This window comes from Chromobacterium sp. FG89, from assembly GCF_057808735.1.
On the sequence record NZ_JBMDIQ010000010.1, the window covers coordinates 124,511 to 137,754 of the forward strand.

Below are 13,244 nucleotides of genomic sequence, written 5' to 3' on the forward strand. Positions count from 1 at the left end.
AACGCTCACAAGGCGACGATGTTTACCCCCTCCTGTTCCAAGCGTTGACGCAGCAGCCGCGCGAAGTGCAGCGCGTGCGCGCCGTCTCCGTGCAGACAAACGCTGTCGGCGCGAAGCGCCAGCTCGCCGCCGTCCAGGCAGGCCACGCGACCGCGCAGCACCAGATCCAGCGTCTGACGCAAAGCCTGCTCCGCGTCTTCGATCACCGCGCCCGGCGTTCCGCGCGGCGCCAGGCTGCCGTCGGCCAGATAGGCGCGGTCGGCGAACACTTCTTCCACCGCCTGCAGACCGTGGCGCCGCGCCGCGCGGCCGGACTCGCCGCCGGCCAGGCCGACCAGCCTCAGTTCAGGATCCCAATCCCTCACCGCGCGGGCGACGGCGTCGGCCAGCGCCGGATCGCGCGCCGCCTGGTTGTACAGCGCGCCGTGCGGCTTGACGTGACGCAGCCGCGTTCCGGCGGCCTTGGCCATGGCCGCCAGCGCGCCCACCTGGTACAACACGTCCTGGTACACCCGCTCCGGCGCGCGCTGCATAGTCCGCCGGCCGAAATGTTCCCGGTCGGGAAAGCCGGGATGGGCGCCCAGCGCCACGCCTCGCCGCGCCGCCGCCTGCACCGCCAGCCACATCTGTTCGGCGTCGCCCGCGTGCCAGCCGCAGGCGATGTTCACCGAACTGACCTGATCCATGATCGCCGCGTCGTCGCCGCAGCCCTCGCCGATATCGGCGTTCAAATCGATCTGCATGCCTGACTCCAGTCCTGTCCCTGCAAGTACCGGCGCAGACGCGCGCGCGCCGTCGCCGCCTGCTGCGCGTCCACCATCTCGAAACGCAGCTTGGCGCCCGGCCGCGCCTGCGCCAGCTTCCACAAATCCGCCTCGATCACGCAGGCGATGCGCGGATAGCCGCCCGTCGCCTGCGCGTCCGCCAGCAACACGATGGGCTGGCCGCCCGGCGGCGCCTGCACCACGCCGGGCAGCACCCCGTGGGACGGCAAGTCCCCGTCGGCCTCGCGCGCCAGCGCGTCGCCCTGCAGGCGGTAGCCCATGCGATTGCTCTGCGAGCTCACCGTCCACTCGCCTTCGCTGAAGGCCTGCCGCGCCTCCCGGGCGAATTGCCGCCACTCCGGGCCCGGCAGCGCGCGCAGCGTCGGCGACCAAGCAAGATTGCGCCGTCCCAGCCGGCCGGACAGCGCCGCCGCCGGCCCCAGCGGCAAGCGGTCGCCCGCCTCCAGCGCCCGCCCCATCCAACCGCCCAGACCGGCCTGCAGATCGGTGGCGCGCGCGCCCAGAGCCAGGGGCGCGTCGATGCCGCCGGCCAGGGCGAGATAGGCGCGCATGCCGTGGCGGCAGCCGCGCAGCAGCAGGCGCTGGCCCGCGCGCGCCGGATAACGCCAGCCGCTCCACACCGGCTCGCCGTCCAGTTCCGCGTCGAAATCCGCGCCCATCAAGGCGAACCAGCCGTCGCGCAGAAAGCAGACGCCAAACGGCCCCAGGGCCACCTCGATGCCGGCCGCATCCGCGGCATTGCCCAGCAGGCGGTTGGCCATGATCAAGGCCGGCGCGTCCAGCGCGCCGCTTTGCGCCACGCCGAGGTGGCGCAAGCCGCGCCGGCCCAGGTCCTGCACCGTGCTTTGAATGCCGGCCTGCGTGATTTCAATCATCTCCGCCCTCCTGCGGCACAAAGCGCACGCTGTCGCCCGGCAGCAGCAGGGACGGTTCCGCGCGCCGCGGATCGAATAATTTCAATGAAGTGCGGCCGATGATCTGCCAGCCGCCGGGGCTGGTCGCCGGATAGATGCCGGTCTGGCCGCCGCCTATGCCCACCGAGCCGGCCGGCACCGCCAGCCGGGGCTCGGCGCGCCGCGGCGTGGCCAGGCGCTCGGGCAAGCCGCCCATATAGGCGAAGCCGGGCTGAAAGCCGAGGAAGTACACCACGTAGTCGGCCGCGGCATGAGCGGCGGCGACGTCCTCCTCGCTCAAGCCCGCATGCGCCGCCACCGCGGCCAGGTCCGGACCGTGGCGGCCGCCGTAGCGCACCGGCACGTCCACCCGCCGCAAACGCGGCTCGGCCTCTTGCGCCGCCGCCCAGCCGCGGCGCAAGCGCTCCAGCCAGGCCTCGCCGTCGTCGGCGTCCGGATCAAAAATCAAAGTGAGATTATTCATGCCGGGCACCACGTCGATCAGCCCGGCCGCGCCCGTCAGCGTCTGCGCCAGCCACCAGATGCGGCGCTGACACGCCAGATCGGCCGGCTTCGCGCTCTCCAGCACGGCGGCGCGTTCGCCCAGCAAGTAATAGCGCATTGGGTTCGATGCCAAACCATTCTCCATATGCAACCGTCCGCCTCGCGGCGCTCGAATTTATTATTTTGCAGACAAAACATCTATAAATTATTTGTATTTATTGGCGATGTCCAGCACAAATGACGTTTTGCTATACTGGCCGGCCAGCCACCTCGTCGCCAGGCCCGTCCATGAACGCTCAACGCAATATCGTCTCCTCATCGCATCTGGTTTCGGAGCGTTGCGCCGAACTGTCCGAGTTCGAATTCGGGCTGATCGTGGCCAACAACGCCTTCAACCGCTGGATGATCCGCTGCATGGCGGCCGCGGGAGAAACCGATATGACCGCGATGGAGGTGTCGCTGCTGCATCACGTCAACCACCGCGGCCGCAGCAAGAAACTGGCGGACATCTGCTTCGTGCTGAACATCGAAGACACGCACGTGGTGTCCTATGCGCTGAAGAAGCTGGTGAAGATGGGCTATGTCGGCAGCGAAAAGGTGGGCAAGGAGGCTTTGTTCGCCACCACCCAGGCCGGCGTGGAACTGTGCCAGCGCTACCGCGACGTCCGCGAGCAATGCCTGATCAACGCGCTGATAGACAACGGCGGCCAACAGGCCGATATCGGCGACAACGCCCAGTTGCTGCGCATGCTGGCCAGCTTGTACGACCAGGCCTCTCGCGACGCCGCCTCCATGTAAGAAGCGCTTCAAAGTCCGCGGCGCTTCAGCGATACGGCGTTGAAAACCCGTTCATAAGAGAGCCGGCGCGGCGGCCGCGGACCAGCCCTCTTCCTCCTCTCGCGCCGCCGCTTCCCATCGGTGCGCACGCGCGCCGACCGCTCCCCGCCCCGCCTTGCGCGCGCCGGCCGCCGCCATGGTCAAGCCAATAGCAAGCCCATGGAAATTAGGCTATTCATTTATTATCAAACTTTCTCATCTAAAATAAACATTCGATATAGTTGTCAAAAACATTGAATAATTTCGAATGGGATGATAAAAACGCCATACACCGGCACATAGACCGGTGAACTTCCGCCCGTCGGCGGGCGCGCCGCGACGGGCAGGCTCCGGACTCAAGCGCGGCGCCGGCTCGCCGCTCGGGCCGGAGATGTCGGCGGCGGCGCTTGATGGGGACCATTAGCCGCATAGTTACCATATTCATCAGCCGGAACCGCCATGAGGTCGAATACCGCCAACCGACAGTTGCTCTTTGTCGTGCTGCCCTTCCTGCTCATTGTCGTCATGCAGGTGGCGCTAAGCGCGTTCAGCCTCTACGTGGTGTCCACCGCCCGCGCCTACGTGGCGGGGGAAGGCCTGTGGTCTAAAGCGCAGAAGGACTCCATCTACCACCTGACCCGCTACGCTCAAACCGGCTCCGACCACGACTTCCAACGCTATCGGCTGGCCATCTCCATCCAATTGGGCGACCACCGGGCGCGGCTGGCGCTGGACCGCAAGCCGCCGGATCTGGACACCGCGCGCCAAGGCTTTCTGGACGGCGGCAACCACCCCGACGACATCGAAAACATCATCCGCGCCTATCTGTGGTTTCACCACGTCAGCTATCTGGCCGAAGCCATCCGCTATTGGAAAATCGGCGATTACTACCTGCAGGAAATTCAGACCATAGGCGAGCAATTGCGCCAAGGTTACGCCGACGGCTCCTTGAGCCAGGACGACAAGGCCGCCCTCACCTCGCAGATCGCCGAGATCAACGAAGCGGTCAAGGCGCCGGCCCAGGGCTTTTCCCGCGTGCTGGGCAACGCCTCGCGCGAGGTGAGCCAGGCGGTCTGGCGCGTCAATCTGCTGGTGGGCCTGCTGCTGGTGCTGCTGACCATTTTGCAGATCCGCCGGCTGATCCAGGCCTCGGACAATTACAAGGCCGCCTTGCAGGCGGAGCAGCAACGCGCCGAGATCACCCTGCAATCGATAGGCGACGCGGTGATCACCCTCAATATGCAAGGCGCGGTGATCTATCTGAACCACAGCGCCAAGCGCATGCTCAGCCACCTGGAGACGGAAAGCCTGGGCCTGCATTTCGACGAATTGCTCAGCCTGATCAAACAGGGGCAGGACAAGGACAGCACGCTGAGCTTCGCCGAGCTCTGCCGGCTGGACGAAAGCAGCCGCACCTATCCCAAGCTGAACATGCTGCGCCACAACGCGATTCCGCTGCAGGTCAGCCTGGTGGCCGCGCCGATACGCGACCGCCGCGGCGAGCAATACGGCATCGTGCTGGTGCTGCACGACAACACCGCGGAACAGCAATACATCAACGAGTTGTCCTGGCAGGCCAGCCACGACGCGCTGACCGGCCTGCTCAACCGCCGGGAGTTCGAAACCCGCGCCATCAAGGCGATCAAGCAGCTGGGCCAGGCCGAGGCGTCGCTGGCGCTGATGTTCATCGATCTGGACCAGTTCAAGCTGATCAACGACACCTACGGCCACGCCGCCGGCGATGAACTGCTGTGCCAGATCAGCCGTTCGGTGGCGCGGCGGCTGCGCGCCTCGGACACGCTGGCGCGGCTGGGCGGCGACGAGTTCGGCGTCTTGCTCGGCAACAGCTCGGTGGAATCCGCCATCGCCAAGGCCAATAATCTGCGCCAGGCCATCATGGAATGCAGCTTCCAGTGGGAAGGCAACCAATTTTCCATCAGCGCCAGCATCGGCCTGGTCTGCGTGTCCGACGCCGACACCTCGCTGGCCGAGGTGATGCGTTCGGCCGACATCGCCTGCTATATGGCCAAGGAAAAAGGCCGCAACCGCATCCAGCTCCACATCCCGCACAATTCCGAAGTGTCGGCGCGCTTTCACGAAATGGACTGGGTGCAAAGGCTGCGCCAGGCGCTGCGCGACGACAGCTTCACCCTCTACGCCCAGGACATCGTCCCGCTGGCCGCCCATCCGGAACGCGGCCGCTATGTCGAAGTGCTGCTGCGCCTCAACGCCGACGACGGCAGCCAGGTGCCCCCCGGCTTGTTCGTGCCGATCGCGGAGCGCTACGGCCTGATGACCGAAATCGACCGCATCGTAGTGGAAAAAGTGTTTCAGGAGCTGGCCTTGCTGCGCCGCGCCGGCAATCAGGACATCCGGCATTGCGCGATCAATCTGTCCGGCTCCACCTTGTGCGACGACGGCTTCCTCGCCTTCGTGCAGCAGCAGTTCCAGCGCAGCGGCGTGCCGCCGGAGCTGATCTGTTTCGAGATCACCGAAACCAACGCCATCGCCAATCTGGAAGCCGCGCAACGGCTGATCCACGAGCTGCGCCGGATCGGCTGTCTGTTCTCCTTGGACGATTTCGGCACCGGCATGTCCTCCTTCGCCTACCTGAAGCACTTGCCGGTGGACTTCCTGAAAATCGACGGCAGCTTTGTCCGCGAGATGGCGACGGACCCGATAGACCACGCCATGGTGGAAATGATCAACCACATCGGCCACGTCACCGGCAAGCGCACCATCGCCGAATTCGTCGACACGCCCGAGATCGTGGCCGAACTGCGCAAGCTGGGCGTGGACTACGCCCAGGGCTTCCACCTGAGCCGGCCGGAGCCCTTCGGCTTCCGCCACGCGCATGGAGACCGCCGAATGCGACAGCAATAGGCTACCGGCCTGGTCGTCAGGCCGGATCTGGGCGGCCGGGAGGCCGCCGCGTCTGGCCGGCTTGGCCCGGCTTTGCTTCTAAGGAAAGGGGACACCATGAGTAAAGAGATCGGTTTTGTCAGGAGCGGCCCGCTGATGGACCTCCACAGCTATCCGGAATGGACGCGGGAGCTGGTGCGCCATTGCGACGCCTTCAAACGCCAGGTGGTGGAACACGAGTTGTTCCGGCAAATGCGCGACGGCGTGCTGCCCGCCGCCATCCACCAGGCCTTTCTGCGCGGCGGCTGGCCGGTAATCGAACAGTTTCCGCAATACATGGCCAAAAACCTGCTGAAAGTGCGCTACGGCCAGCATCGCGGCCATGATATGGCGCGCCGCTACCTGATCCGCAACATCCGGGTGGAGCAGAACCACGCCGACCACTGGGTGCAATGGGCCGCGGCGTCCGGCGTGGACACGGACAGCCTGCTGCGCAACCCCCAGGCGCTGGAAACGCTGAGCCTCAGCCACTGGTGCCATCAGGTTTGCGAGCGCGAATCGCTGGAGGTGGCGATGGCGGCCACCAATTACGCCATCGAAGGCGCCACCGGAGAATGGTGCGCCGCCGTCTGCTCCAAGGAGGACTACGCCCGGCAGTTCCCCAAGGAAAAGCGCGCCAAGGCGATGAAATGGCTGGCGCTGCACGCGCATTACGACGACGAACACCCCTGGGAGGCGCTGGAAATCATCGTCACCCTGGTGGGCGAAAATCCAAGCGCGCAGCAAGTGGCCGAGTTGCGCCACGCCATCTGCCAAAGCCACCGCTACATGCGCCTGTTGCTGGATCATTATATGAGCCAGCCCGCGCCTGAGACTTGCGCGCGCGTCTGCGCCGAGCCGGCGCTGGCCTGAGGATCTGTTCAAGGCCTGGCAAGAGGCGCGCGCCTGCGCCGCATGGGCGTGACGCCTAAAACAAACCACCCCGCAAGCCAACGCTTGCGGGGCGGTTTTTTAACGTCGACGGCCGGCTCAGCCGCGCAGGCGACGCAGCACTTCGTCCTTGCCGATCAAGGCCAGCACCGCGTCCACCGACGGCGTCTGAGTGGTGCCGCACACCAGCACGCGCAGCGGCATGCCCAACTGGCCCATCTTGATGCCCTCTTCCGCGCAGAAAGGCTTGAACAGCTCGTGGATGCCTTCCGCGGACCAGGCGTCCAGCGCCGCCAGCTTGTCGGCGAAACGGCCCATGCGCGCCACGCTGTCGCCGGACAGATGCTTGTCCACGTCGGCCGCGGCGGCCTCGCGCTTACGATAGAAATAATCCACTTCCAGCGCCAGCGCGTTCAGGTCCTGCACCCGCTCCTTGACCAGGGCGATCACCTCCTCGATGGCGGGCCCGCCGGCCAGCTCGACGCCGGCGGCGGCCAGGCGCGGCGCGATCAGTCCGGCCAGGCGGCCGTTGTCCGCGCTCTTGATGTGCTGGGCGTTCAGCCACATGAATTTTTCATGGTTGAAGCGGCTGGCGGACGCGCTCACCGCTTCCAGGCTGAACCACTCGACGAACTGCTCCATGGAGAAGAACTCGTCGTCGCCGTGGCCCCAGCCCAGGCGCGCCAGATAGTTGAGCAGCGCTTCCGGCAGAATGCCCTTGTCGGCGTAGTCCACCACGCTGACCGCGTCGCGGCGCTTGGACATTTTCTGGCCATCCTCGTTGAGGATCATCGGCAGATGGCCGTACACCGGCAGCGGCGCGTTCAAGGCCTTCAGGATATTGATCTGGCGCGGGGTGTTGTTGACGTGGTCGTCGCCGCGGATCACATGGGTGATCTGCATGTCCCAATCGTCCACCACCACGCAGAAGTTATAGGTCGGGCTGCCGTCCGGACGGGCGATGATCAGATCGTCCAGTTCCTGGTTGGCGATCTCGATGCGGCCCTTGACCGCGTCGTCCCAGGCCACCACGCCGTCCAGCGGGGTCTTGAAGCGCACCACCGGGGTCACGTCCGCGGGGACGGCCGGCAAGGTTTTGCCGGCTTCCGGACGCCAGCGGCGGTCGTAACGCGGCTTCTCGCCGCGCGCTTCCTGCTCCGTCCGCATCGCTTCCAGCTCTTCCTTGCTGCAATAGCACAGGTAGGCGTGGCCGGAGTCCAGCAATTGCCGGATCACGTCCTTGTAACGGTCGAAACGATGGGTCTGGTAGAACGGACCTTCGTCGTAATCCAGGCCCACCCAGTGCATGCCGTCCAGAATCGCCTTCACCGACTCCGGCGTCGAGCGCTCCAGATCGGTGTCCTCGATGCGCAGCACGAACACGCCGTCGTTCTTGCGGGCGTAGGCCCAGGAAAACAGCGCGGTGCGCACGCCGCCGATATGCAGATAACCGGTGGGACTGGGAGCGAAACGGGTACGGATCATGGTGACTCAGGCTCGAAAATCGTGAAACGGCTATTGTACGCCGGCTGGCGAAGCGGCAGCAAACCCCAGGGTCTGTTGAGCTTTGTTTTTCCGCCGGGGAAAAACAGAGTTCAACAGACCCTAATCCGGCCAGCGCCGGTGCAAGCTGGCCGGCACCAGGGCCTCCGGCTCGGTCAGCGTCTGCCCTTCCAGCAGAGCCAGGGCCAGGTCCAGGCTGCGCGCCGCCATTTCGCGGCTGTCCTGCACGATGGCGTCGACGCGCAGCGGCAGGCAGTCCAGCAAGGAGTGATCGTCGAAGGTCAGCAGGCGCAACGGCGCGTTGGCCAGGCCGCAATGCTGATTGAGAAAGGCCAGCGCGCCCTCCAGCAGCGACACCGAGGCGGTGAACAAAGCCTGAGGCAGGCGTTGATGCTGTTGCCGCCATTGCTGCATCAGTTCGAAACCGGAACGGCGCAGGTAATCGCGATGGCACACCCAGCCCGGCCCTTCCTCAACGCCGTGAAGCGCCAAGGCCTGACGATACCCTTGCAGACGGTCGCGGCTGGGCGACAGCTCGGGCTGGCCGCCGAAGAACACCACTTCGGACACGCCCTGCTCCAGCGCGTCGCCCACCAGGCGCTCCACGCTGGCGCAGCCGTCGGTCACCACCGACGGGATGCCGCTGCCGTCCACCCGGCGGTCGACGAAGACCAGCGGCAACCGCCGCACCCATTTCTGGTAGGACTTGGCCTCGTGCGTGCACGGCACCACGATCATCGCGTCCACCTGCCGCGCCGCCAGATGCGCCATCACCTCGGCCTCGCGTCGCGGATCTTCGTCGCTGGTCACCAGCAGCATCTGGTAATCGCGCTGGCGGCACAGTTCCTCCATCGCCTGGGCCAAGGCCGCGTGGGCGGAGTTGGTCAGGTCGGGAATCACCAGCCCCACCGAGTTGCTGCGCCGCGAGCGCAAGGAGCGCGCCGACTGCGACGGGTTGAAATGCTGCTCGCGCGCCACCTTCTCCACCCGCTCCACCGTGGCCCGGGAAATGCGGTAGCGCTCGGCATGGCCGTTGAGCACCATGCTGGCTGTGGTGCGCGACACGCCGGCCAGTTCGGCGATGTCGTCTATGGTCAAACGCTTGTAGCCGCTCATCGACAGCCTATTCCTCATGCGGCGGCGCCATGCCGCCGCGGACTCGATTGCAAAACAGCCCCGGCCTGCGCAAGCGCGGGACGGGGCCGCCGATTGCCGGCCACCTTACCTCAAGCCGGCCCTCATCGCCAGAGCGAGACCGGTCTTCAGGCTTACTGCTTGACCAGGTTCAAGGGCACCGGGATGAATTTCTCCACCTGCTGGCCGTCGATCAGCTTCTTGGCGGTCTGCACGCCGTACTGGCCGATCAGTTCCGGCTGTTGCTGCACGGTGGCGGCCAGGCCGCCGGCCTTGACCGAGGCCACCGCGTCGGCGGTGGCGTCGAAGCCCACCACCGCGACGTTCTTCAGGCCGGCGGCCTGGATCGCCTTCAAGGCGCCCAGCGCCATTTCATCGTTGTGGGCGAACACGCCCTGCACGTCCTTATTGCCCTGCAGGATGTTTTCCATCACCGACAAGCCCTTGGCGCGGTCGAAATCGGCCGGCTGCTTGGCCACGATCTTGACGTCGGCCTTGCCGTCCGCCACCGCGTGGAAGCCCTGACCGCGCTCGCGGGCGGCGGAGGAGCCGGGGATGCCTTCCAGTTCCACCAGCCGGCCCTTGCCGCCCAGCTTCTGCAGCAGGAAGTCCGCCGCCATCTTGCCGCCGGCCACATTGTCGGAGGCGATGTGGGCGCTGACTTCGGCGCCGTTGACGCTGCGATCCAGCGACACCACCTTGATGCCCTTGCTCACCGCTTCCTTCACCACATTGGCGACGGCGGAGGAGTCGGTGGGATTGATCAGGATCACGCTCACCTTCTTCTGGATCAGATCCTCCACGCTGGCCTGCTGCTTGGCGGAATCGTCCTGCGCGTCCACGGTGATCAGGCGCACGCCCTCCTTGGCCGCCTCGTCTTCCGCGCCCTTGCGCAGCGAGACGAAGAACGGATTGTTCAGCGTGGACACCGCCAGGCCCACCACCGGCTGGCCGGCGGCCGCGGCCGGCGCGCTGGCGCCGGACGAGGCGCCGTCGGCCGGACCCTGCTTGGTGCAGGCGATCAGACTGGCCGCGATGACACTGAAAACCAAAGGCTTGATTAAGCGTTGCATATCGGAACTCCCCCTAGTGTGATGAAAGCGCTGCATATTGAAACTCCCCTAGTGTTATGGTCGCTTGCGCTGTTGTCCCGCCGCTGGCGGGCCGCGCTCTGAACCTGTTCACGATCTGTCACGCATCGACGACACGGCCTTGAAAACGGCTTCAGAATGCTGGTGCGACATGATGCGCGCGCCGCGTCCTCAGCCTTTTTCGTCTCGTCTCGCTCGCGAGATCGTGAAAACGTGCTTACTTCTTGCCGCTGCGGTCCAACAGCACCGCCAGCAGAATCACCACGCCCTTGATCACCTGCTGATAGAAGGACGATACGCCCAGCAGATTAAGGCCGTTGTTCAATACCCCGATCAGCAAGGCGCCGATCAGCGTGCCCACGATCCAGCCGCGTCCGCCGGTCAGGCTGGTGCCGCCCAGCACCACCGCGGCGATGGCGTCCAGCTCGTAGCCGGCGCCGGCGGTGGGCTGCGCCGAATTCAGCCGCGAGGTCAGCACCGCGCCGGCCATCGCCGACAGCGCGCCGGACAAGGTGTAGACCCAGATCTTGACCCGGTCCACCTTGACGCCGGACAACCGCGCGGATTCCTCGTTGCCGCCGGTGGCGTAGACATGGCGGCCGAAAACGGTTTTCTTCAGCATGAACCAGAAGCCGGCGAACATCAGCAACATCCACACCACCGGCACCGGCACCACGCCGGCCACATAGCCGCCGCCCAGCATGGAGAACATATCGCTGCCGAAGCCGGTGATCGGGCTGCCGTTGGACGCCACCAATGACAGGCCGCGCAGAATGGTCATCGACGCCAGCGTGGCGATGAAGGGCGCCACCTTGCCCTTGCTGATCACCAGACCGTTGCAGCAGCCCATCAGCGCGCCGGACAGAATGCCCAACAGCGTGGCCAGCAGCGGATCGACGCCGGCTTGCAGCAGCATCGCGGTCAGCACCGACGACAAGGCCAGGATGGAACCCACGGACAGATCGATGCCGCCCAGCAGGATGACCAGGGTCATGCCGAAGGCGATCAAGGCGTTGATGGAGACCTGGCGCATCACATTGAGCAGATTGCCCATGGTCAGGAAGTCGGCGCTCATCACCGACAAGCCGGCGCAGATCGCCAGCAGGGCGATGAAAGGCCCGAGTTTTTGCAGCGTTGCTTTTTGTTGCGGGGTCATCTTGCTTACCGTTTCCCTTGCTTGCGCCCGATGGGCGCGACCTGAATATTCAATGCGCGGCGACGCTCAGTCCGCCGTCGCGCCGGCCGCCGCGGCCATGATGTCTTCCTGCGTCGCCGCGCCGGCCTCGAACAGCCCGGCCCGGCGCCCCTCGTGTATCACCAGGATGCGGTCGCTCATCGCCATCACTTCCGGCAATTCGGACGACACCATGACGATGGCCGCGCCGGCGGCGGCCAGTTGATTGATGATGTGGTAAATCTCGGCCTTGCCGCCCACGTCGACGCCGCGCGTCGGCTCGTCCAGCAACAGCAGCTTGGGCGGCTCCGCCAGCCACTTGGCGAACACCACTTTTTGCTGATTGCCGCCGGACAAGGATTTGACGTCCAGTTCCGCGTCGCGGGTGCGGATGCGCAATTGCTCGATCAGCCGTCGCGCCTCCTCGTTCTCGGAACGGCGGTTCACCACCCCCAGCCGCGCGTGGCGGCGCAGATGCACCAGGGTGGCGTTCTCCCGCACCGACATGCCCAGCACCAGGCCCTGGCTCTTGCGGTCTTCGGTCACGTAGGCGATGCCGGCGGCGATGGCGTCGCCGGGCCGGCGGATGTCCAGCTCCGCGCCGTCCAGCCTCACCCGCCCCTGCCGACGCGGCCGGACGCCGAACAAGACATTGAGAATCTCGCTGCGGCCCGCCCCCATCAAACCGGCCACGCCCAGCACCTCGCCGGCGCGGACCTCGAAGCCGATGTCCCGGATGCGGCCATCGTCGGCCAGCCCTTCCACTTCCAGGCGCACCGCGCCGGGCGCGGACGCGCGCTTGGGAAAACGGTCGCCGATCTCGCGGCCCACCATCAGCCTCACCACCTCGTCGAAATCAGTGGCGGCGATCTGACGCTCGCCGACGAAGCAGCCGTCGCGCAGCACGCTGATCTTGTCGCAGACGCGGAAGATTTCCTCCATCCGGTGCGACACATAAACAATCGCCACGCCGCGCCGCTTGAGCTGCTCCATGAAGACGAACAAGGCTTCGATCTCGCGCTCGGTCAAAGCCGCGGTCGGCTCGTCCATGATCAGCACCTTGGCGTTCAAGGACATGGCCTTGGCGATTTCCACCATCTGCTGCTGGCCGATGGACAGCTTGCCGGCCTCTGCTTCCGGGTCGATCTGGCCGGCGCCCAGCTGCTGCAAAATCTGGCTGGCCTCGCGCCGCATGCCGGCGCGCCGGATCACGCCGAAGCGGCTATGCTCGCGTTCGCGTCCCAGAAACAGGTTTTCCATCACCGACAGCTGCGGAATCAAATTCAGTTCCTGATGGATGATGGCGATGCCCTGGGCTTCGGCCTCGGTGGTGGAGCGTATCGTCGCCGGCCGGTCGTTGAGCAGGATCTCTCCGGCGTCGGCCTGATGGACGCCGGACAGAATCTTCATCAAGGTGGATTTGCCGGCGCCGTTCTCGCCCATCAAGGCATGCACTTCGCCGCCCGTCACGGTGAAATCCACCGCCTCCAGCACCTTGACCGGGCCAAAGGCCTTGCTGATGCCGCGCATGCTTACCTTCATCGCCCGTCCC

Annotated in this window: 11 protein-coding genes; 3 read left to right on the forward strand and 8 right to left on the reverse strand. The window is 65.7% G+C overall.

What is annotated here, in order from left to right:
* Nucleotides 1-5: 5 nt before the first annotated feature.
* Genes pxpA through pxpB form a run of 3 tightly spaced genes read right to left on the reverse strand, consistent with a single transcriptional unit; the run spans nucleotide 6 to nucleotide 2,315 of the window.
* On the reverse strand, nucleotides 6-743 hold the full coding sequence (gene pxpA, locus ACODRW_RS12050; RefSeq protein WP_235088199.1) for a 5-oxoprolinase subunit PxpA: 738 nt from the start codon (nucleotides 741-743) through the stop codon (nucleotides 6-8).
* On the reverse strand, nucleotides 728-1,660 hold the full coding sequence (locus tag ACODRW_RS12055) for a 5-oxoprolinase subunit C family protein (RefSeq protein WP_488905843.1): 933 nt from the start codon (nucleotides 1,658-1,660) through the stop codon (nucleotides 728-730). Before ACODRW_RS12055 ends, pxpA begins: the two co-directional genes overlap by 16 nt.
* Entirely contained in the window at nucleotides 1,653-2,315 is a 663-nt protein-coding gene (gene pxpB, locus ACODRW_RS12060; protein ID WP_227107880.1) for a 5-oxoprolinase subunit PxpB, read from the reverse strand. The genes ACODRW_RS12055 and pxpB overlap by 8 nt, the downstream gene beginning before the upstream one ends.
* Before the next feature lie 155 nt (nucleotides 2,316-2,470).
* Here pxpB and ACODRW_RS12065 point away from each other — a divergent pair, with 155 nt between their 5' ends.
* From ACODRW_RS12065 to ACODRW_RS12075, 3 genes are all read left to right on the forward strand, one after another.
* Nucleotides 2,471-2,980 carry a winged helix DNA-binding protein gene (locus tag ACODRW_RS12065; protein WP_081546777.1) on the forward strand — a complete coding sequence of 170 codons (510 nt, stop codon included), beginning with the start codon at nucleotides 2,471-2,473 and terminating at the stop codon, nucleotides 2,978-2,980.
* Nucleotides 2,981-3,457: 477 nt separating this feature from the next.
* Nucleotides 3,458-5,881: a putative bifunctional diguanylate cyclase/phosphodiesterase gene (locus ACODRW_RS12070; RefSeq protein ID WP_107799649.1), complete on the forward strand. Its 2,424-nt coding sequence runs from the start codon at nucleotides 3,458-3,460 to the stop codon at nucleotides 5,879-5,881.
* Nucleotides 5,882-5,977: 96 nt separating this feature from the next.
* Nucleotides 5,978-6,772 (forward strand): iron-containing redox enzyme family protein, encoded by a 795-nt coding sequence (locus tag ACODRW_RS12075; RefSeq protein ID WP_227107878.1) that lies wholly within the window; start codon nucleotides 5,978-5,980, stop codon nucleotides 6,770-6,772.
* 117 nt (nucleotides 6,773-6,889) lie between these two features.
* Here the strand turns inward: ACODRW_RS12075 and gltX are convergent, their stop codons facing one another.
* The 5 genes from gltX to ACODRW_RS12100 form a co-directional block, all read right to left on the reverse strand.
* Nucleotides 6,890-8,275 carry a glutamate--tRNA ligase gene (gene gltX, locus ACODRW_RS12080; RefSeq protein ID WP_107799651.1) on the reverse strand — a complete coding sequence of 462 codons (1,386 nt, stop codon included), beginning with the start codon at nucleotides 8,273-8,275 and terminating at the stop codon, nucleotides 6,890-6,892.
* 120 nt (nucleotides 8,276-8,395) lie between these two features.
* On the reverse strand, nucleotides 8,396-9,427 hold the full coding sequence (locus ACODRW_RS12085; protein ID WP_227107874.1) for a substrate-binding domain-containing protein: 1,032 nt from the start codon (nucleotides 9,425-9,427) through the stop codon (nucleotides 8,396-8,398).
* A 134-nt stretch (nucleotides 9,428-9,561) separates the two neighbouring features.
* A complete protein-coding gene (gene rbsB / locus ACODRW_RS12090; protein WP_107799653.1) occupies nucleotides 9,562-10,500 on the reverse strand; it encodes a ribose ABC transporter substrate-binding protein RbsB in 939 nt (312 codons plus the stop codon).
* A gap of 235 nt (nucleotides 10,501-10,735) precedes the next feature.
* Entirely contained in the window at nucleotides 10,736-11,674 is a 939-nt protein-coding gene (locus ACODRW_RS12095; protein WP_019099980.1) for an ABC transporter permease, read from the reverse strand.
* Between the two features lie 66 nt (nucleotides 11,675-11,740).
* Entirely contained in the window at nucleotides 11,741-13,234 is a 1,494-nt protein-coding gene (locus ACODRW_RS12100) for a sugar ABC transporter ATP-binding protein (RefSeq protein WP_235088190.1), read from the reverse strand.
* Nucleotides 13,235-13,244: the final 10 nt, after the last annotated feature.